The following is a 20,625-nucleotide window of genomic DNA, read 5'->3' on the forward strand; positions in this document are numbered from 1 at the left end:
TGCTCGCGAAGGCGTCTGCATAAACAGTGCAAAAGCCGAAGTTGACGACCCGCTCATCGCGGCCCAGTCTCCTGAAGGTTTTTCCGGACTCAATCAAGGAATTCACTCATGCCCTTCGCAACGATCGACGGACAACCGCTCCATTACCTCGACCAGGGCCAGGGCCCGGTGGTGCTGCTTGGCAGCAGCTATTTGTGGGACCACAGCATGTGGGCGCCGCAGATTGACGCCTTGTCGAAGCACTATCGGGTCATCGTCCCTGAACTGTGGGGCCACGGCCAGTCCGGACGTTTGCCCGAGAATACGTCCTCGCTGAACGATCTGGCTCGCCAGGCATTGGCGTTGCTCGATCAGCTGGGCATCGATTGCTTCAGCCTGGTGGGGCTGTCGGTGGGCGGCATGTGGGGCGCACGCCTGGCGCTGGCGGCGCCCAAACGCGTGCAGTCGCTGGTATTGATGGACACCTATGTGGGCGTCGAGCCGGAGCCGACCCGTCTGTACTACTTTTCGCTGTTCGACAAGATCGAGGCCAGCGGTGGAATCCCGGAGCCGTTGCTGGACATCGTCGTGCCGATTTTCTTCCGGCCCGGCATCGACCCGCAATCAGCGCTTTACCAGCAGTTTCGCGCCACCTTGGCGGCGTTGCCAGCCGACCGCCTGCGCGACAGCATCGTACCGCTGGGGCGGATCATCTTTGGTCGGGACGACATCCTGGGGCAATTGCTTGAGTTGAACGCCGAGCGCACGCTGGTGATGTGTGGTGACCAGGATAAGCCACGGCCACCGTCCGAGGCGCTGGAGATGGCTGAATTGATCGGCTGCGAGCATGTGTTGATTCCCGAGGCGGGGCATATTTCCAACCTGGAGAACCCGGCGTCTGTGACCGAGGCGTTGCTGGGGTTCCTAAAGCGCAGGGATTGACTTTGTGACGAGGGGATTTATCCCCGCTGGGTCGCGAAGCGGCCCTAATGCTGTCGACTCGGTATCAGGTGACCGTGGTGTCAGGTTTCAGGGCTGCTGCGCAGCCCAGCGGGGATAAATCCCCTCGCCACAGGTGGCCGGGGGTTTATTTCGGCCCGAGAATCTTCACCAGTTTGTCCGGCGAGGGCGCGCCTTGCTGCTGTTGCAGGTCGCCCTGTTCGTCCAGGTAGAAAATCGCCGGGGTCGCGGACAGCTCCAGTTCATCCATCAGTTGCTGGTTGGCGTCCAGTTTGGCCTGGATCGCCGGCGGTATTTCTTTCAGCGGTTTCAGGGCGCTGCCCTTGCCGGCCTTTTCGTGGTCCGCCAGGGCTTTTTCCGGTTCTTTGGCGGCCAGCAATGCGGCTGATTTCCCCGGGCTGTCTTCGCGGATGATGCCCACCATGATGTGGCGCAACTGCACCTTGCCGGCATTGACCCACGGCCGCGCCTGCTCCCAGAACATGTTGCAGTACGGGCAGTTCGGGTCGCTGAACAGATACACGGTGCGCGGTGCGTCCTTGCTGCCGTCGGCGATCCAGCTGCTGGCTTGCATCTTCGCCCAGATTTCCTTCGACATCGGATCGTAGACCAGCTTTTTCAGGGGTTCGAGGCTCAGGTCCTTGCCATCGGCGTCGTACAGGTTGCCCAGCAGCACATGCTGGCCGTCCGGCGTCAGGTAGAGCGTCATGCCGCGGCTCTGGTACTGCGCCGCGTAGCCGCGCAAGCCGTTCGGTGCGTCGAAGGTGCCGACGATCTTTGCGCCCTTGGCTTCGATCTTCCTGATCGCCGCGGGCAGCTCTTCGGCCTGAAGCAGCGGCGCTTGTAGCAGTGCGCCGGCGAATGCCAGGGTCAGCAGGTGGTGGAGGCGGGGCATGGCAATTTCCTTGTCGCGGGGTGGATCGCCGTGGTGGAACCCGGCGTTTCGAAATTTTCCAGGGCGCGGGCCAGGCTCGCTTCCGACAGTTCGCCCAGGTGGCTGCCCAGCAGGCGACCCTCGGCGCTGTAGAACAGGGTCGTTGGCAGGGCCATGGAGCCGACGGCCTGGCCGAGGCGTCCACTGCCGTCGAACAGCACGTTGGTCAGGCTCAGGCCCTGGGTGGCGAGGTAGGTGCTGACGCTTTGCATGCTTTCGGCCTGATTGACGAACAGGAACGTCAGGTCCGGGCGCTGTTTTTGCGCCTCTTCCAGGACCGGCATTTCCCGTCGGCAAGGCGGGCACCAGGTGGCCCACAGGTTGATCACCAAGGGGCCGCCCTGGTAGTCGGCGAGGTTCACGGTTTCGCCTTCAGCGTTGCGCAGCTCGATCTCCGGCAGCCGGGTGCCTTGCTCGTAGATCGTCAGCGACATTGTCGCCACCAGCCAGAACAGCAGACCGCTGCCGACGCTGAAGCCCAGGGGCCGGCGCAGGGCGGGTCGGCGACGCGCCCAGAGCAGCGCGGCGACCAGCAGGGCGATGATGCCAGGCCAGGCCAGGAATCCGCCGTCGCGTAAATCGACGATCTGCCACGGGTCGTCCCGGTAATGGTTCCAGTACGCGGCGACGAAGCCGATTCTCGCGGCAAGCAGTCCCAGCAGGAACAGCCCGAACAGCACCGACTCGGGGTTCTCGCCGCCGCGCTTGGCCACGCGCCAGCCGACGAAAGTCGCCAAGGCCAGTGCGCTGATCAGCAGCAGATGATTGAGGGCGATGGCAAAGGTGCCCAGGGTAAACGTCAGCATCAGCGTGCGTTCCGGGTCATGTTCCAACGTTCCAGGAACGCCTCGGCGTCCACTTCTCCGGTGATCCGCTGGCTGCGGCGCTCTTCACCGTCGGCACCGATCCACAACAGGCTCGGCGGCCCCGGCACTTTGTAGCGACCCAGCAGCTCACGGCTGGCGGCGTTGTCAGCGGTGACGTCCAGGCGTAGCAGGCGCACGCCTTTCAGGGCGTCGAGCACTTCGACGCGGCCGAACACCTGTTTTTCCATGATCTTGCAGGACACGCACCAGTCGGCGTAGTAATCGAGCAACACCCATTGGCCCTGCGCCTTGGCGGCGTCCAGTTCGCGCTGCAGGGCGGCGGGCTCGCTGACCGTGACGAAGGCATCGTGGGCGCTGACGGTGGCGCTGCCCCTGGCGCCGCTGTAGACCTGCAGCGGCCTGAACAGATCGTCGCTGCCGCCCGCCGCGCCAATCACCAGCACGCTACCCCACAGGCCGAACAGCAGCGATACGCTGCCCCACAGATAGGCGGCGCGACCGAAGCCCTGGGTCTGGCGCCAGGCGCAATAGGCGGCGACAACCAGTAACGCGCCCCACAGTCCGATCCACAATGAGCCATCGATGACCGGGCGGAGCATCAGCAGCGCGGTGCCCAGGAACAGGAAACCGAACACGCCCTTGAGCAGATTCATCCAGGCGCCGGGCTTGGGCAGGAAGCGATTGCCCACCGTCACCAGCAGCAACAGCGGCAGACCCATGCCGACACCCATGGTGAACAGGATCAACCCGCCATGCAGCGCGTTGCCGCTCTGGGCGATGTACAGCAGCGCGCCGGCCAGGGGCGCGGTCATGCAGGGGCCGACCAGCAGGCCGGACAACGCCCCGAGAACGCCCGCGCCCACCAGGCTGCCGCCGCGGCGCTGGCGGCCGGCATTTTCCAATCGATCACGCAGAGCGGCCGGCAGTTGCAGTTCGAAGAAACCGAACATCGGCAGCGCCAACACCACGAATACCGCGGCGAAAGTGCCCAGCAGCCAGGGTTGCTGGAGCAATGCCTGAAGATTGGCGCCCAACAGCGCAGCAAGCACGCCCATGGCGGCGTACACCAGCGCCATGCTGATGACATAACTGCCGGCCAGTGCCAGGCCGCGCCGGGGCCCGGCGCCGCTGCCCACCACCAGCCCCGCCAGGATCGGCAGCATCGGCAGCGAGCACGGGGTAAACGCCAGCAGCAGCCCCAGGCCGAAGAACACCAGCAGGCTCCAGCCCAGCGCGCGCTGTTGCAGGCCGCTGGCCAGGGCCTGGTCCTGCGCCTCGCCACTGGCCGTGGCCGGTGCGTCGCCGCCCAGGTCGACCACCTGGGTCTGGGGCGGATAGCAGAGGCCCGCGTCGGCACAACCCTGGAAACCGACCTTGATCTTGCCGGTGGCCCCGGCGGGAATCTTCAGCTCCAGTGCCTGGCGATAGACTTGCTGGTCGCCGAAGAACTCATCGCTGTGAGCTTCGCCCTCGGGCAGCCTGGGCTTCTGCGCGTCGGCCAGGCCGTCGAATTTGAGCCGTTGCTGATACAGGTAGCAACCGTCGGCGATCTGCCAGAACAACTGAGTCTCACCCGAGTCCAGGCGTTCGGAGGTAAAGACGAAGGCCTTTTCCACCGGCAGGAAGTCGGGTTTGGTCTCGAAGGGATTGGCGGCCTGGGCCAGACCCGAGATCAGCAGTAGACACAGCAAAAACAATCGACGCATGGATAAAGCCTTAGAACGAAGCAAGTGGAATGCACATTGGTGGCTGGCGATTAACCGTCGATTAACCCGGCGACGGCCGGTTTACAGCGAAGATCACCCATGCCTGGCGTACTCGTCGCATAATGTCGACTTAATCGGCCGGCGGCCTAATGTACCTTTTTCCACGGGGCTTACCATGCGCGTACTGGTCTGCGAAGACGACGAGTTGATCGCCAGCGGCATTGTCGCCGGGCTCACGGCTCAAGGCCTGACCGTCGAACATGTCGCCACCGCCTCGGCGGCGCGGGCGATGCTGGGTGTCGCCGAATTCGATGTCATGGTGCTGGATCTTGGCCTGCCCGATGAAGATGGTCTCAAGCTGCTCAAGCAATTGCGCCAGCAAGGCCTGGAGACGCCGGTGCTGATCCTCACCGCGCGGGATTCGGTGACCGATCGGGTCGACGGCCTGCAGGCCGGGGCCGATGATTATCTGCTCAAACCCTTCGATCTGCGGGAACTGGCGGCACGCCTGCACACCTTGCTGCGGCGCGTGGCGGGGCGCAGCGTCAACCTGATCGAGCACGGTCGCCTGACCTATGACCCCAGCAGCCGCGAAACCACCCTGGGCGGCCAGCCGGTGGACCTCTCGCGCCGCGAGCAGTCGCTGTTGCAGGCGCTGCTGCACAGTCGCGGTCGTGTGTTGTCCACCGAGCAACTCAAGGACAGTGTCTATGGATTCAGTGACGAGCTGGAAAGCAACGCCTTGAACGTGCATATCCACCATCTGCGCCGCAAGCTGGGCAACGGCATTGTCGAGACCGTGCGTGGCCTGGGGTATCGGCTGGGGCCGGCCGATGGCGGGGAATCCTCCAAGTGATGAGCCTGCGGCTACGGCTGAGCCTGACGCTCGGCGCGGCCTTTACCTTGATCTGGGCCCTGGCCGCGGCCTGGATGCTCAGCGACCTGCGCAACCAGATGATGTTTTCCCTCGACCAGCGCCTGGTGGCTTCGGCGCGGATGGTCGCCGGGTTGCTGGAGCAGTTGCCACCGGTGCCCAGCAAAGGTGAAGGCACGCACTTGAGCTCGGAGCAGTTGAGCATCCCGGGCGGCATGGCCTGCCAGGTCAGTTCCTTGCGCGGCGAGATCCTGGCACGCAGCCACGGTAACCCGGAACAGGCCCTGGAAGCCGAGAAGACAGGCTTCCATGACCAGATGATCGACGGTGCGCCATGGCGCAGCTTTACCCTGGTTCGAGGCGATTTGCGCATTACCACGGCCGACCGCCAGATCGAACGCGAAGCGTTGAACCTGTCGGTGCTGCTGGCAGCGTCGGTGCCGGTCGGCGTGGCGTTGCTCGGTTGCCTGTGCTTGTTGTGGCTGGGCATCGGCCAGGGCCTGGCGCCGCTCAACCGCATGCGTGATGCGTTGATGCGCCGTAACGCGGACTCCCTCGAACCCCTGCAGATCCATCCGCTGCCCAGCGAGCTGCGGCCCTTGCTGGAAACCCAGAACCAGCTGTTCCAGCGTATCGGCAAGACCATCGAGCGCGAGCGCCGGTTGACCGGTGACGCTGCCCATGAATTGCGCAGCCCGCTGACGGCCATCAAGACGCATCTGCAAGTGGCGCGCATGACCGAGGGGGCTGCGCGCGATCAGTCCTTGGCCCGGGCAGAGGAGGGCGCCGACCGCTTGCACCGTACCCTTGAGCAACTGTTGCTGCTGGCGCGGGTCGAGGGCAGCCTTTCGTTTGATGATGGCGTGCAATGCAACGCCGAGCAGGTCGCGCGACTGGCGATCCAGGATGCGGCCGGCGGCGCGCCCCAGCGGATCAGGCTGCACCTATCGCCGCCGCTGTCCGATGCGCCGGTGCAAATGCCGGCGGTGCTGGCCATCGCCGCGTTGCGCAACCTGCTGGAGAACGCCCTGCGCCACACCCCGGCCGATACCGAGGTCGAACTGAGCCTGGAGATGATCGGCCAGCGCGTGCGTTTCCTGGTACGTGATCATGGCGACGGAATCGCCGCCGACGATATCCAGCACCTGACCCAGCGTTTCTGGCGCAACGGCCACAGCACCGGCTGCGGTCTGGGCCTGGCGATCGTCCAGGCGATCGTCCAGCGTTGCGGCTGCGGTCTGCATTTCGACAGCCGCCCGGATGGGCTGCGGGTCGAACTGACCGTGCCAGTGCAAGTCTCTTCGGGCCAGTAGATCTCGTGGCGAGGGAGCTTGCTCCCGCTGAACCGCGCAGCGGGCCAAAACTTTTCACCTCGGTCAATCTGATCTACCGCGTGCTCTGGCTTGAGGGGGCTGCTGCGCAGCCCAGCGGGAGCAAGCTCCCTCGCCACGGGATAGGGTGATAGTAAATCCTTGCCTCGCTGATGCGTTTCCACAACAGGAAACCTGCATGTGCGCCTTGAATGCGCACCTGTCCGGTGTGCCGTTTGGTCACTCATCGCGGGGTCGAGAAATGTCAGTCGCCAATCCTTCTGTCGAAGCAGCGCCAGCGCGGGTCAGTCCCGCGTCGGGCGAGACGCTCTATCAATTCAACGAATCACCGTTGCTGGCCCGCCAGAGCCGGCAGGAATCCAATGCTCGCAGCTATCCCCGGCGGATTCCCCTGGCCCTCAAGCGCGCCAAGGGCCTTTACGTCGAGGATGTCGAAGGCCGCACCTTCATCGATTGCCTGGCCGGCGCCGGCACGCTGGCCCTCGGGCACAACCACCCGGTCGTGATCGAGGCGATCCGGCAGGTGCTCGCCGACGAGTTGCCCCTGCATACCCTGGACCTGACCACGCCGGTCAAGGACCGGTTTGTCCAGGACCTGTTCGGCCTGTTGCCGGCGAGCCTCGCCGCCGAGGCGAAGATCCAGTTCTGCGGCCCCACGGGGACCGACGCGGTGGAAGCGGCACTCAAATTGGTGCGCACCGCCACCGGGCGTAGCACCGTACTGTCGTTCCAGGGCGGATATCACGGCATGAGCCAGGGCGCGCTGAGCCTGATGGGCAGCCTGGGGCCGAAGAAGCCTTTGGGGGCATTGCTCAGCAACGGCGTGCAGTTCATGCCATACCCCTACGATTATCGCTGCCCGTTCGGGCTCGGTGGCGTCGAGGGGGTCAAGGCCAATCTGCATTACCTGGAAAACCTGCTGAACGATCCCGAGGCCGGGGTGCAGTTACCGGCGGCGGTGATCGTCGAGGTGGTGCAGGGCGAGGGCGGGGTCATACCGGCCGATCTTGATTGGCTGCGCGGCTTGCGGCGAATCACCGAGCAGGCCGGGGTGGCGCTGATCGTCGATGAAATCCAGAGTGGTTTCGGTCGCACCGGCAAGATGTTCGCGTTCGAGCACGCCGGCATCATTCCGGATGTGGTGGTGCTGTCCAAGGCCATCGGCGGCAGCCTGCCACTGGCCGTGGTGGTGTATCGCGATTGGCTCGACACCTGGTTGCCGGGCGCCCATGCCGGGACCTTCCGCGGTAACCAGATGGCGATGGCGGCGGGCAGCGCGGTGATGCGCTACCTGGTCGAACACAACCTGCCGGCCCACGCCGCCGCCATGGGCGCGCGCTTGAGCGAGCACCTGCATATCCTGCAGAGGGATTTTCCGCAATTGGGCGACATCCGCGGTCGCGGCCTGATGCTCGGCGTCGAGCTGGTGGACCCGACCGGCAAGCCGGACGCCTTGGGCCATCCTCCGGTGGACGCACGGCTGGCGCCGCGGTTGCAGCGTGAATGCCTCAAGCGCGGCCTGATCCTGGAGCTGGGTGGACGGCAGGGTGGCGTGGTGCGTTTCCTGCCGCCACTGATCATTACCGCGGTGGAAATCGACCGTGTGGCCGAGCTGTTCCGGCGCGCCCTGGAGGCTGCCGTGGCCGACGCCTAATTTTCATCCGGCCCGGTACGTTCCTTTTCATACCTTGGCTGCGCCCATGGCGCGGCGAACCTTGAGCAACGACGGAGAAACACCATGACTTCAGTATTCGACCGCGAGGACATCCTCTTCCAGGTCGTGGTCAACCACGAAGAGCAGTATTCGATCTGGCCGGACTACAAGGCCGTTCCGGAAGGTTGGCGGACCGTGGGCAAGAGCGGCTTCAAGAAGGAGTGCCTGGCCTACATCGAAGAGGTCTGGACCGACATGCGCCCGTTGAGCTTGCGCAAGAAGATGGAAGAGCAGGCGACTGTGGCCCATTGATACAGAAGTTCTGAGAACACCCCTGTGGGAGCGAGCTTGCTCGCGATAGCGGAGAGTCAGCCGGCATTAATGTTGCTGATCCACCGCTATCGCGAGCAAGCTCGCTCCCACAGGTTTTGGTTTTGGGCGTCTAGATTACTTGAACCGCCGCTCCACCCCTTTCTCCACCAGGATCTTCGCCGAAATCTCCTCCACGGAAAAATGCGTGGAGTTGATGTGGGGAATATTCTCCCGCCGGAACAGGTTTTCCACTTCGCGCACTTCGAATTCGCACTGGGCATAGCTCGAATAGCGGCTGTTGGGCTTGCGCTCGTTGCGAATCGCGGTGAGGCGGTCCGGGTCGATGGTCAGGCCGAACAGCTTGTGCTGATGGGCGCGCAAGGCGTTGGGCAGTTGCAGCCGCTCCATGTCGTCTTCGGTCAGCGGATAGTTGGCCGCGCGGATCCCAAATTGCATCGCCATGTACAGACACGTCGGCGTCTTACCACAGCGCGACACACCCACTAGGATCAAATCGGCCTTGTCGTAATAATGCGTGCGGGCGCCGTCGTCGTTGTCCAGCGCGAAGTTGACCGCCTCGATCCGCTCCATGTAGTTGGAGTTGTGGCCAATGGAATGGGACTTGCCGACCGAGTAGGAGGAGTGTTCGCTCAGTTCCTGCTCCAGGGGCGCCAGGAACGTGGAAAAAATGTCGATCATGAAACCATTGGACGTTGCGAGAATCTCACGGATGTCCTGATTGACGATGGTATCGAAGATGATCGGGCGAAAACCGTCGGTTTCGGCGGCTTTATTGATTTGCTGTACCATGGCCCGCGCCTTGTCGACGCTGTCTATATACGGCCGTGTCAGCTTGGTGAAGGTTATGTTTTCGAACTGCGCCAACAGGCTCTGGCCCAGCGTTTCGGCCGTGATGCCGGTGCCGTCGGAGATAAAGAAAGCGGATCGTTTCATTTGCGCCTTGGGCCTTAAGCTAGTGAGCTAGTAACGATTCTTGGATATGATAGGCGCGATTTGCCGGCCGCCCGTGGCCAGCATTCTCACTTATTTTCCAGGTCCAGGCCATATCGCCGGCGATTGCTCCCTGGAGCTGCCGGTACTTGAGCTTTTCCAACACAGTCAGTGGAGAGATCACCTTGGTAGAGTACGTAGTTTCCCTCGATAAGCTCGGCGTCCATGATGTAGAGCATGTGGGGGGCAAGAACGCATCCCTGGGCGAGATGATCAGTAACCTCGCCGGCGCCGGTGTCTCGGTGCCAGGTGGCTTCGCCACGACCGCCCAGGCATATCGTGATTTCCTGGAACTGAGCGGCCTGAACCAGCAGATCCACGATGCGCTCGACGCCCTCGACGTCGATGACGTCAATGCCCTGGCCAGGACCGGCGCCCAGATCCGCCAATGGATCATGGAAGCCGAGTTCCCCGAGAAACTCAACGCCGAGATCCGTACTGCTTTCGCCAAGCTGTCCGAAGGCAATCCCGACATCGCCGTCGCCGTCCGCTCCTCGGCCACCGCTGAAGACCTGCCGGACGCCTCGTTCGCCGGTCAGCAGGAGACCTTCCTGAACATCCGTGGCGTGGAAAACGTCATCCGGGCCGCCAAGGAAGTCTTCGCCTCCCTCTTCAACGACCGCGCCATTTCCTACCGCGTGCACCAGGGCTTCGACCACAAGCTGGTCGCCCTGTCCGCCGGCGTGCAGCGCATGGTCCGCTCCGAAACCGGCACCGCCGGTGTGATGTTCACCCTCGACACCGAGTCGGGCTTTCGTGACGTGGTGTTCATCACCGGCGCCTACGGCCTGGGCGAAACCGTCGTGCAGGGCGCGGTGAACCCGGACGAATTTTATGTCCACAAAGGCACCCTGGAAGCCGGCCGCCCCGCCATCCTGCGTCGCAACCTCGGCAGCAAGGCGATCAAGATGATCTACGGCGACGAGGCCAAGGCTGGTCGCTCGGTCAAGACCGTCGAGGTGGACAAGGCTGATCGCGCGCGCTTCTGCCTGACCGACGCCGAAGTCAGTGAACTGGCCAAGCAGGCGATGACCATCGAGAAACACTACAAGTGCCCGATGGACATCGAGTGGGCCAAGGACGGTGACGACGGCAAGCTGTACATCGTCCAGGCCCGCCCGGAAACCGTGAAGAGCCGCACCCAGGCCAACGTCATGGAGCGCTACCTGCTCAAGGAAACCGGCACCGTGCTGGTGGAAGGCCGGGCCATCGGCCAACGCATTGGCGCGGGCAAGGTGCGGATCATCAAGGACGTCTCGGAGATGGACAAGGTCCAGGCCGGCGACGTACTGGTTTCCGACATGACCGATCCGGACTGGGAACCGGTCATGAAGCGCGCCAGCGCCATCGTCACCAATCGCGGCGGGCGTACCTGCCACGCGGCAATCATTGCCCGTGAGCTGGGCATCCCGGCGGTTGTTGGTTGCGGCAACGCCACCCAATTGCTCAAGGACGGCCAGGGCGTCACCGTTTCCTGCGCCGAAGGCGATACCGGCTACATCTTCGAAGGCGAGCTGGGCTTCGACATCAAGAAGAACTCCGTGGACGCGATGCCGGAGCTGCCGTTCAAGATCATGATGAACGTCGGCAACCCGGACCGCGCCTTCGACTTCGCGCAGTTGCCGAATGCCGGCGTGGGCTTGGCCCGCCTGGAATTCATCATCAACCGCATGATCGGCGTGCACCCCAAGGCGCTGCTGAACTACGACGGCCTGCCGCAGGAAATCAAGGACAGCGTCGACAAGCGCATTGCCGGCTACGACGATCCGGTCGGTTTCTACGTCGAGAAGCTGGTGGAAGGCATCAGCACCCTGGCGGCGGCGTTCTCGCCGAAAAAAGTCATCGTGCGCCTGTCGGACTTCAAGTCCAACGAGTACGCCAACCTGATCGGCGGCAAGCTCTACGAGCCGGAAGAAGAGAACCCGATGCTGGGCTTCCGCGGAGCTTCGCGCTACATCAGCGAGTCGTTCCGTGACTGCTTCGAGCTCGAATGCCGGGCTCTGAAGCGCGTGCGTAACGAGATGGGCCTGACCAACGTCGAGATCATGGTGCCGTTCGTGCGCACCCTCGGCGAAGCGAGCCAGGTGGTCGACCTGCTGGCGGAAAACGGCCTGGCCCGTGGCGAAAACGGCTTGCGCGTGATCATGATGTGCGAGCTGCCATCCAACGCGATCCTGGCCGAAGAGTTCCTTGAGTTCTTCGACGGCTTCTCCATTGGTTCCAACGACCTGACCCAGTTGACCCTGGGCCTGGACCGCGACTCCGGGATCATCGCCCACCTGTTCGACGAGCGTAACCCGGCGGTCAAGAAGCTGCTGGCCAATGCGATTGCCGCCTGTAACAAGGCCGGTAAATACATCGGCATCTGCGGCCAGGGCCCTTCCGACCACCCGGATCTGGCCAAGTGGCTGATGGAGCAGGGCATCGAGAGCGTTTCGTTGAACCCGGACTCCGTGCTGGAAACCTGGTTCTTCCTGGCTGAGGGTCAGGCTGCGGTCTGATTGAGTGAAGGGGCTTCGCTGGTGATGTAAACCGAGGAATGCCTTGTGGGAGCGAGCCTGCTCGCGATTGCGGAGTGTCAGCCGATACGGGTTTTACTGACCCATCGTCTTCGCGAGCAGGCTCGCTCCCACAGGTTCGCGGGCGACCAGTCTCCCAGTCCCTTTTGATTTGAAGCAGGGCGGGCTCCACCAGGACGCCGCCCTTTTTTGTGCAAGAAGATCATGCAAAGCAGCAGCAACCTATTTCCTGTCGCCCTGATCAGCGCCGAGCGGCGCGGTGATCTGAGCGAAGATGTGTATCGCCTGAAACCTGGCAACAGCCCGGACTACAGCGTCGAAGTGGCCGTTACCCGCCTGGGCATGGCCGATGCCGGCGAGGTCCGTGGTGTTCCGGTGATCCTGCTCCACGGCAGTTTTTCCAACCGGCGCTTCTGGTATTCGCCCAAGGGCCTGGGGCTGGGAGCGTACCTGGTGCGCCTGGGGTTCGATGTCTGGATTCCCGAGATGCGTGGCCATGGGTTATCCCAGCGCAACCAGGGCTACCGCAATAACCGGGTCGCGGACTATGCCCGTTACGACTTGCCAGCCATCGGCGCTTTTGTGCGCGAGCAAAGCGGGCAAGTGCCCCACTGGATTGGCCATTCGCTGGGTGGCATCACCCTGGCGGCAGCGTTGGGCGGCCATTACCTGGGCGAGCCCGCCGTGGCGTCGGCGGCGTTTTTCGGCACTCAGGTCAGCCGCACTTACTGGCCCTTGAAAATCCCCCCGGTGGAGTGGAGCGGGCGCTTCATTCTCAAGCGTTTTTCCCAATTGTCCGGCCCAAGGCTCAAGCGCGGCCCGGAAGACGAGCCTATCGGCCTGGCCCTGGAGAGCATGCGCTGGTATGGCCTGTTCGGGCGTTTCGGCGATGCCGAGAAGAACTGGTGGGCCGGCCTGGCGGACGTGCAAGTGCCGGTACTGGCGGTGAGTGCCGCCGGCGATCAGCAGGATCCGACCTGGGCGTGTCGAAAACTTTTCGAGCAGATCGGTTCCGAGCGCAAGCAGTTTGTCTGCCTGGGCCGGGCGCAGGGCTTCGGTGATGATTACGGCCATGTCGAAATGCTTGTCAGCAAAGCCGCGCAAGCCGAGGTCTGGCCGCTGGTGGCGCGCTGGCTGGAAGATCAGCGCGCGCCGCTGTCGGCAGACCAGCCTCGCCTGGCCGAAGCGGTTTGAGGGGAAGGCTCTGACAAGGGCATTCCGCTCTGGTCGGCTTGCGGCTAAGATATGACGCGCTACGTTGTTTCGGTCACAAACGGTTATTCATTCAGCCAGACGTCCAACCCTTGCAGGAGCTGCCCGATGAACCATTACCTCACGCCCGACCTGTGCGATACCTACCCGGACCTGGTGCAGGTGTTGGAACCGATGTTCAGCAATTTCGGTGGCCGCGACTCCTTTGGTGGTGAAATCGTGACCATCAAGTGCTTCGAAGACAATTCGCTGGTCAAGGAGCAGGTTGAGCTCGAAGGCAAGGGCAAAGTGCTGGTCGTCGACGGTGGCGGGTCGCTGCGGCGGGCCCTGTTGGGTGACATGCTGGCCGAGAAAGCGGCGAAGAATGGCTGGGAAGGGCTGGTGATCTACGGCTGCATCCGCGATGTCGACGTCATTGCCCAGACCGACCTCGGGGTCCAGGCCCTGGCCAGCCACCCGATGAAAACCGACAAGCGCGGCATTGGTGATCTTAATGTACCGGTGACCTTCGCTGGCGTGACGTTTCGCCCGGGCGAGTATGTCTATGCGGACAACAACGGCGTGATTGTTTCGCCGAGCCCGCTGAAAATGCCTGAATGAAGCGCTACAGCCATAAGGGATGAGGATGTTCGAGGAAGAAAACGCGCAGTGGGGATTGGTGCATGCCCTGGTGCTGGATGGTAAAGGCGGCGCGCGTTCGATAGCCCGGACCGAACTGGACGACTTGCAGTTGCAGGCTCATGAAAGCCTGTGGCTGCATTGGGACCGCAGTCATCCGCAAACCCACACGTGGTTGCGCAAATCCAGCGGCCTGAGCGAATTCAATTGCGACCTGCTGCTGGAAGAGAACACCCGGCCGCGCCTGCTGCCGCTGCCCAATGCCGAGCTGCTGCTGTTTCTTCGCGGGATCAACCTCAACCCGGGCGCGGAACCGGAAGACATGGTCTCGGTGCGCATCTTCGCCTCGGCCCAGCGGGTGATTTCCCTGCGGTTGCGCCCGTTGCGCGCCACCGATGAGTTGCTGGCGGAACTGGCCGAGGGCAAGGGGCCCAAGACGGCTTCGGAACTCATCCTTTATATGGCGCAATACCTGACCAACAAAGTCCAGGACCTGGTCACCTGTCTCTCGGAAATCGTCGACGGCGAGGAAGAAAAACTCGATACCGACGAACGGTACACTCCCGAGCACGACGCCATTTTGCATATCCGTCGAAGGGCGGCCGGACTGAAGCGATTCCTGGCCCCGCAGCGGGATATCTTCGGCCAGATGTCACGGATCAAATTGCCCTGGTTCGTCGAGGACGACGGCGACTACTGGAATGAATTGAACAACAGCCTGACCCGTTACCTGGAAGAGCTGGAATTGACCCGGGAGCGCGTGGGGCTTGTGCTGGAGGCCGAGGACCGGCGTCTTTCGGTGCGCATGAACCGTACGATGTATCGCTTCGGCATCATCACCGGCATCTTCCTGCCGATGAGCTTTCTCACCGGGCTGCTGGGGATCAATGTCGGCGGCATTCCGTTTTCGGAAAGCCCCTATGGTTTCCTCGTTGCCTGCCTGTTGATGCTGTGCGTGGCCCTGGGGCAGTGGTGGCTGTTTCGCCGTTTGCGCTGGGTGTGACGAGGCTTCATGTGACCCAACGAAATCTGATCGCGTCTTCCACAGACATCACGAGAGGTGCGCGTATGCACGATCCGTTTGAACAGTCTCTGCGCGACATGCTCAAGGCTTCGCCGTCCAGCCGGGACGACGACGCATGCCTGGGACGCGTACTCAAAACCGCCAACCGTCAGGTTGGCGCCGGTGATCTTTTCAGCCTGCTGGGCCGCTGGCTGCCCGCGCTGATGATCGCCCTGAACAACGGGTCGGCCCATGTCTCGCCGGTCTCCCGTCGCAAACCCGTTACTCGCACCGCTGATAAGGCTGACTGAATATGGAACTTGATCTCTGGACCCAGAGCCTCGTCACGGCAATGACTGCGTTGTGGACCAAAGTGGCTAACTTCATCCCCAACCTCTTTGGCGCCCTGGTGGTGCTGTTGCTGGGTTTCGTGGTGGCCAAGCTCCTCGACACGCTGCTCTCCAAATTGCTCGCCAAACTTGGCCTCGACCGCCTGATGGGCGGTACCGGCCTGACCAAGTTGCTGTCGCGTGGCGGCATCCAGGTTCCGATCTCGACGCTGGTGGGCAAGATTGTCTACTGGTTCGTCCTGCTTATTTTCCTGGTTTCGGCGGCTGAGTCCCTGGGGCTGGAGCGGGTCTCGGCCACGCTCGACATGCTTGCGCTCTATCTGCCAAAGGTCTTCGGTGCCGCGTTGGTGCTGCTGGTGGGCGTACTGCTGGCGCAACTGGCCAACGGGCTGGTGCGTGGCGCGGCAGAGGGCGTCGGGCTGGATTATGCCTCGGGCGTTGGGCGTATCGCCCAGGGCCTGGTGATCATCATCAGTATTTCGGTTGCGATCAGCCAGTTGGAGGTCAAGACGGACCTGCTCAACCACGTGATCGTGATCGTCCTGATTACCGTTGGTCTGGCAGTCGCGCTGGCAATGGGGTTGGGGAGCCGGGAAATCGCCGGTCAGATTCTTGCGGGAATCTATGTGCGTGAATTGTATGAGGTTGGGCAACAAGTGCGTGTTGGCGAGGTCGAAGGCCAGATCGAAGAGATCGGCACGGTGAAAACCACATTGCTGACCGAGGAGGGCGAACTGGTATCGCTGTCTAATCGGATCCTGCTGGAGCAGCATGTGAGTAGCCGCTAACCCGGCAAATCCTGCTAATGTATGCCGCCGCAAAATGCCCGCCACGGCGGGTTGCGGCGCACATTGACCTAGACTGTCGGCCCGACTTGTTTTGAACAAACCCCAATCGCTATCCACGCGCTACGACCCCCGTGATCTCTCTGATGAGGAGTTGGTCGCGCGCGCGCATACGGAGCTGTTCCACGTCACGCGCGCCTATGAAGAGTTGATGCGCCGTTACCAGAGAACTTTATTTAACGTTTGTGCACGATATCTTGGGAACGATCGCGATGCTGATGATGTCTGTCAGGAGGTGATGTTGAAGGTGCTTTACGGGTTGAAGAACTTCGAGGGGAAATCGAAGTTCAAGACCTGGCTGTACAGCATCACCTACAACGAATGCATCACGCAGTATCGAAAGGAACGGCGAAAGCGTCGCTTGATGGACGCTTTGAGCCTGGACCCCCTCGAGGAAGCGTCTGAAGAAAAGGCGCCCAAGCCCGAGGAAAAGGGTGGGCTCGACCGCTGGCTGGTTTATGTGAACCCGATCGATCGGGAGATTCTGGTGCTACGATTTGTCGCAGAACTGGAATTCCAGGAGATCGCAGACATAATGCATATGGGTTTGAGCGCGACAAAAATGCGTTACAAGCGCGCGCTCGATAAGCTGCGTGAGAAATTTGCAGGCATTGCCGAAACTTAGTTCGGCGCAAATATCTCTTACGTGTAGGCAAGTTCTGATAGACTTGCCGCCGAGTTGTCCCCCGGTTTGCGGGACTGCTTCACAATCACCAGATGGGGATTTAACGGATGAAACTGAAAAACACCTTGGGCTTTGCCATTGGTTCTTTGATTGCTGCCACTTCGTTCGGCGCTCTGGCACAAGGCCAAGGCGCAGTTGAAATCGAAGGCTTCGCCAAGAAAGAAATGTTCGACAGCGCTCGTGATTTCAAGAACAACGGCAACCTGTTTGGCGGTTCGGTTGGTTACTTCCTGACCGACGACGTTGAACTGCGTCTGGCCTACGACGAAGTGCACAACGCACGTACCGACGACGGCACTAACGTCAAGGGCGCCAACACCGCTCTGGACGCTCTGTACCATTTCAACAACCCAGGCGACATGCTGCGTCCTTACGTCTCTGCCGGTTTCTCGGACCAGAGCATCGACCAGAATGGCAGCAACGGTCGTAACCGTTCTACCTTCGCCAACGTTGGTGGCGGCGCCAAGCTGTATTTCACTGACAACTTCTACGCCCGTGCCGGCGTTGAAGCTCAGTACAACATCGACCAGGGCGACACCGAGTGGGCGCCTAGCGTTGGTATCGGTGTGAACTTCGGTGGCGGTTCCAAGCCAGCCGCTGCTCCAGTTCCAGCACCTGCTGAAGTCTGCTCCGACAGCGACAATGATGGCGTGTGCGACAACGTCGACAAGTGCCCTGACACCCCAGCCAACGTAACCGTTGACGCTGATGGCTGCCCAGCTGTTGCTGAAGTCGTACGTGTTGAGCTGGACGTCAAGTTCGACTTCGACAAGTCGGTCGTTAAAGAAAACAGCTACGGCGACATCAAGAACCTGGCTGATTTCATGAAGCAGTACCCATCCACCAGCACCACTGTTGAAGGTCACACTGACTCCGTCGGTCCTGACGCTTACAACCAGAAGCTGTCCGAGCGTCGTGCAAACGCCGTCAAGCAGGTTCTGACCAACCAGTACGGTGTTGAATCGTCCCGCGTTCAGTCTGTTGGCTACGGCGAATCCCGCCCAGTTGCTGACAACGCCACTGAAGCTGGTCGTGCAGTTAACCGTCGCGTAGAAGCGCAGGTTGAAGCCCAAGCTAAGTAATTAGCCCAAAGCTTTGGAAAAGCCCGGCTCAGGCCGGGCTTTTCTTTGCCTGCGATTTGGTGAATTAGTGGCCGGCTGGAAAAACCAGGAACCTGTGGGAGCGAGCCTGCTCGCGAAGGCGGCCTGACAGTCGGCCCAGGGTTTTGTTGACTGGGTACATATCCGTTGCTGCGGTAACGGCTGCTTAGGGTTCCGCCCTTACGGCGGGTCACTTTTTTCAGACGCCAAAAAAGTAACCAAAAAGGCTTTGCGGTATGACTCACCCACATAGGTTACAAATCAGTTCACTCACATAGGTAACAGTTTTTAACTGGCAGGGTCGGTTTTCGAGGATCTGACCATGCCATGGCGAGAGCTGAAACCTATGGACCTGAAACTGCTATTCATCGCGGACTACATCAAAGGCCCGCCAAGCTTCAGTGCGCTTTGCCAGGCTTACGAGATCAGTCGCAAGACTGGCTATAAATGGGTCGAGCGGTATGAGAAGGAAGGGCCGGCGGGACTGGAAGAACATAGTCGTCGTCGGCTTACCCAGGAATGGGTAGTGCCCCTGGCTGTCCGTGAGGCGATCATTGAATTACGCGGTCGGGGTGAGACAGAGCCTGGCCCCAAGAAAATTCAGGCGGCTTTGCTCGAGCGTTTCCCTGACCAGACGCCGCCATCAAAGACGTCGATCTACAACATTCTAAAGAAAGCTGAGCTGGTCAAACCACGCCGATTGCGTCAACGGGTGGCGGTTTATCCCAAACCACTGCAGAAAGCAGAGGCTCCCAACCAGCTATTCAGCGCCGATTACAAAGGCCAATTCCTGACAGGTGCGGGTGTCTGGTGCTATCCATTGACGATCATGGACCATGCCAGTCGTTTCTTGCTCGCTTGCCACAGCATGGCTAACACCAACTTCCAGGAAACCCAGGCGGTGTTTACTCAGGTGTTTCGTGAGCATGGTCTGCCGGAGCGCATTCGTACCGACAATGGTGTTCCGTTTGCGAGCAAAGGGCGTGCGGGCCTTTCCCAATTATCCATCTGGTGGTTGCGTCTAGGGATCATTCCTGAGCGGATCGCACCCGGCAGGCCGGAGCAAAATGGCCGGCATGAACGTATGCATCGAACGTTGAAAAGTACTCTTCCGTCACCACCAGCGGTAGCGTGGGAGGCCCAACAACGGCACTTTGATCGTTTCAGGCAACATTACAACTATGAGCGTTTCCACGAGGCTCTAAAGCAGAAGACACCCGCGTCCTGCTATGAGCCTTCGTCCCGCCAATACCCTGAGAAGCTTCCTGAGATGACCTACCCGAGCCATATCGATAGCCTCCAAGCGGACTGCTCGGGCATCGTCAATCGTCGTGGTCTAAGGATCTACGTCGGCTATGTGCTCAAGCACCAGACCATTGGACTGGAGCAAATAGAGGACGGGATCTGGGATGTTATCTTCGGCCCAATCATCCTTGGACGGATTGACGTAAGAGATGCCATTGATGGCTACGTGACACTCCGGGTGTTACCTATGTGAGTGCACTTTTTTGTAACCCATGTGGGTGATCCGTATATTGCCCCACCACTCGGCACCTCGCCAAGGCTCGGTGTGCCCTCACTCCGGCATTGCTCCGTGGGCCCGCCGCGAAGGGCCGTCCCTGGCCCAGCGCGGCTATCCCGGCATCCATGCCGGGATGCCCACTGCGCAATGCCTGCGTTCGGCCAGCGTGGTTAACGGGGCGCCGAAATCAACGTCCACCGCGAGGCGGCCTTATAGCCGACCTGGTTTTGGGTGGATCCGCGTTTCCCTGTGGGAGCGAGCCTGCTCGCGAAGGCGGCCTGACAGTCGACCTATCTCTCCCAGTCGTACCTCAATCCCATTGTGGGAGCGAGCTTGCTCGCGAATGCGGTAAATCAGTCACCAGTGAGGTTGCTGATACATTGCATCGCGAGCAGGCTCGCTCCCACATTGTGCAGGGCTGTCAGATGGTTGATGCCTGGGCGAAGACCGGCGGGGAGGCGGCCAGTTCGGCTGCACCGGCCACCGCGCCAATCACCAGGATCGCCGGGCTCTTGAGTTGAAACGCGACGGCATCGGTCTCCATCGAGGCCAGGTCGCTGCGGCAGTCACGTTGATGGGGCAGGGAGGCGTTTTCGATCATCGCTACCGGCGTGTCCGCTGCCAGTCCGCCGGCCAGCAGTTGCTCGCGGATCTCGCTCAGTTTCGCCACGCCCATGTACACCACCAAGGTCGTGCCACTTTGCGCCAGGGCTTGCCAGTTCAGGCTGCTGCCGTCCTGGGTGTGAGCCGTTACCAGGGTCACGCCCCGGGCAACCCCGCGCAGGGTCAGTGGGATGTCGCACTGGGTCGCGCCCGCAAGACCGGCGGTGATGCCATTGACCAGCTCCACCTCGACGCCGTGCTCGCGCAGCCACTGGGCTTCTTCACCGCCCCGGCCGAAGATGCACGGGTCGCCGCCTTTGAGGCGCACCACGCATTTGCCTTGGCGGGCATAACGCAACATCAGCCGGTGGATGAACGCCTGGGGAGTGGAGCGGCAGCCGCCGCGCTTGCCGACGGCGATGATGCGCGCACTGGGGCAGTGCTCCAGCACCGCGTCGTTGACCAGGTCGTCGATCAACACCACGTCGGCCTCGCCCAGGGCGCGCACGGCTTTGAGGGTCAGCAATTCTGGGTCGCCAGGACCCGCACCTACTAGCCAGACTTTTGCGTTCATAGTGTT

At 61.7% G+C, this 20,625-nt stretch carries 19 protein-coding genes; 14 read left to right on the forward strand and 5 right to left on the reverse strand.

Annotation, left to right across the window (positions count from 1 at the left end):
• The first annotated feature begins 108 nt into the window (after positions 1 to 108).
• Positions 109 to 921, forward strand: coding sequence for an alpha/beta fold hydrolase (locus tag J3P84_RS09160; RefSeq protein ID WP_434629516.1), 813 nt, complete (start codon positions 109 to 111; stop codon positions 919 to 921).
• Positions 922 to 1,066: 145 nt separating this feature from the next.
• Here the strand turns inward: J3P84_RS09160 and dsbG are convergent, their stop codons facing one another.
• The 3 genes from dsbG to dsbD are packed head-to-tail and all read right to left on the reverse strand — an operon-like array spanning position 1,067 to position 4,406.
• Positions 1,067 to 1,834, reverse strand: coding sequence for a thiol:disulfide interchange protein DsbG (gene dsbG, locus J3P84_RS09165; protein ID WP_434629519.1), 768 nt, complete (start codon positions 1,832 to 1,834; stop codon positions 1,067 to 1,069).
• A complete protein-coding gene (locus tag J3P84_RS09170) occupies positions 1,810 to 2,679 on the reverse strand; it encodes a TlpA family protein disulfide reductase (protein WP_434629522.1) in 870 nt (289 codons plus the stop codon). Before J3P84_RS09170 ends, dsbG begins: the two co-directional genes overlap by 25 nt.
• A complete protein-coding gene (dsbD, locus tag J3P84_RS09175) occupies positions 2,679 to 4,406 on the reverse strand; it encodes a protein-disulfide reductase DsbD (protein WP_434629525.1) in 1,728 nt (575 codons plus the stop codon). Before dsbD ends, J3P84_RS09170 begins: the two co-directional genes overlap by 1 nt.
• Positions 4,407 to 4,581: 175 nt before the next feature.
• Here dsbD and J3P84_RS09180 point away from each other — a divergent pair, with 175 nt between their 5' ends.
• The 4 genes from J3P84_RS09180 (at position 4,582) to J3P84_RS09195 (ending at position 8,577) form a co-directional block, all read left to right on the forward strand.
• A complete protein-coding gene (locus J3P84_RS09180) occupies positions 4,582 to 5,262 on the forward strand; it encodes a response regulator (protein ID WP_305499838.1) in 681 nt (226 codons plus the stop codon).
• The gene (locus J3P84_RS09185) at positions 5,259 to 6,593 is read left to right on the forward strand and encodes an ATP-binding protein (RefSeq protein WP_434629528.1); all 1,335 of its coding nucleotides are present in this window, start codon (positions 5,259 to 5,261) and stop codon (positions 6,591 to 6,593) included. The genes J3P84_RS09180 and J3P84_RS09185 overlap by 4 nt, the downstream gene beginning before the upstream one ends.
• Positions 6,594 to 6,852: 259 nt before the next feature.
• Entirely contained in the window at positions 6,853 to 8,265 is a 1,413-nt protein-coding gene (locus J3P84_RS09190; protein WP_434631241.1) for an aspartate aminotransferase family protein, read from the forward strand.
• An 84-nt stretch (positions 8,266 to 8,349) separates the two neighbouring features.
• The gene (locus J3P84_RS09195) at positions 8,350 to 8,577 is read left to right on the forward strand and encodes an MbtH family protein (protein ID WP_305499843.1); all 228 of its coding nucleotides are present in this window, start codon (positions 8,350 to 8,352) and stop codon (positions 8,575 to 8,577) included.
• A gap of 135 nt (positions 8,578 to 8,712) precedes the next feature.
• Here the strand turns inward: J3P84_RS09195 and ppsR are convergent, their stop codons facing one another.
• The gene (gene ppsR / locus J3P84_RS09200) at positions 8,713 to 9,531 is read right to left on the reverse strand and encodes a posphoenolpyruvate synthetase regulatory kinase/phosphorylase PpsR (RefSeq protein ID WP_434572879.1); all 819 of its coding nucleotides are present in this window, start codon (positions 9,529 to 9,531) and stop codon (positions 8,713 to 8,715) included.
• 182 nt (positions 9,532 to 9,713) lie between these two features.
• Here ppsR and ppsA point away from each other — a divergent pair, with 182 nt between their 5' ends.
• From ppsA to J3P84_RS09245, 9 genes are all read left to right on the forward strand, one after another.
• Entirely contained in the window at positions 9,714 to 12,089 is a 2,376-nt protein-coding gene (ppsA, locus tag J3P84_RS09205) for a phosphoenolpyruvate synthase (RefSeq protein WP_434629532.1), read from the forward strand.
• Between the two features lie 222 nt (positions 12,090 to 12,311).
• A complete protein-coding gene (locus J3P84_RS09210; protein ID WP_434629535.1) occupies positions 12,312 to 13,301 on the forward strand; it encodes an alpha/beta fold hydrolase in 990 nt (329 codons plus the stop codon).
• A gap of 126 nt (positions 13,302 to 13,427) precedes the next feature.
• Entirely contained in the window at positions 13,428 to 13,919 is a 492-nt protein-coding gene (gene rraA, locus J3P84_RS09215) for a ribonuclease E activity regulator RraA (protein WP_305499847.1), read from the forward strand.
• A gap of 25 nt (positions 13,920 to 13,944) precedes the next feature.
• The gene (locus tag J3P84_RS09220) at positions 13,945 to 14,940 is read left to right on the forward strand and encodes a zinc transporter ZntB (protein WP_434572885.1); all 996 of its coding nucleotides are present in this window, start codon (positions 13,945 to 13,947) and stop codon (positions 14,938 to 14,940) included.
• Positions 14,941 to 15,005: 65 nt separating this feature from the next.
• Positions 15,006 to 15,251: a hypothetical protein gene (locus tag J3P84_RS09225; RefSeq protein ID WP_014337331.1), complete on the forward strand. Its 246-nt coding sequence runs from the start codon at positions 15,006 to 15,008 to the stop codon at positions 15,249 to 15,251.
• A 2-nt stretch (positions 15,252 to 15,253) separates the two neighbouring features.
• A complete protein-coding gene (locus tag J3P84_RS09230) occupies positions 15,254 to 16,078 on the forward strand; it encodes a mechanosensitive ion channel family protein (protein WP_305499852.1) in 825 nt (274 codons plus the stop codon).
• A 91-nt stretch (positions 16,079 to 16,169) separates the two neighbouring features.
• A complete protein-coding gene (gene sigX / locus J3P84_RS09235; protein WP_025212681.1) occupies positions 16,170 to 16,760 on the forward strand; it encodes an RNA polymerase sigma factor SigX in 591 nt (196 codons plus the stop codon).
• A 107-nt stretch (positions 16,761 to 16,867) separates the two neighbouring features.
• On the forward strand, positions 16,868 to 17,902 hold the full coding sequence (locus tag J3P84_RS09240; RefSeq protein ID WP_058542369.1) for an OmpA family protein: 1,035 nt from the start codon (positions 16,868 to 16,870) through the stop codon (positions 17,900 to 17,902).
• A gap of 340 nt (positions 17,903 to 18,242) precedes the next feature.
• Positions 18,243 to 19,418: an integrase core domain-containing protein gene (locus J3P84_RS09245; RefSeq protein WP_434623684.1), complete on the forward strand. Its 1,176-nt coding sequence runs from the start codon at positions 18,243 to 18,245 to the stop codon at positions 19,416 to 19,418.
• Positions 19,419 to 19,863: 445 nt separating this feature from the next.
• Here the strand turns inward: J3P84_RS09245 and cobA are convergent, their stop codons facing one another.
• On the reverse strand, positions 19,864 to 20,619 hold the full coding sequence (cobA, locus tag J3P84_RS09250; protein ID WP_434629540.1) for a uroporphyrinogen-III C-methyltransferase: 756 nt from the start codon (positions 20,617 to 20,619) through the stop codon (positions 19,864 to 19,866).
• Positions 20,620 to 20,625: the final 6 nt, after the last annotated feature.

This window comes from Pseudomonas sp. Z1-29, assembly GCF_051131995.1.
GTDB lineage: Bacteria > Pseudomonadota > Gammaproteobacteria > Pseudomonadales > Pseudomonadaceae > Aquipseudomonas.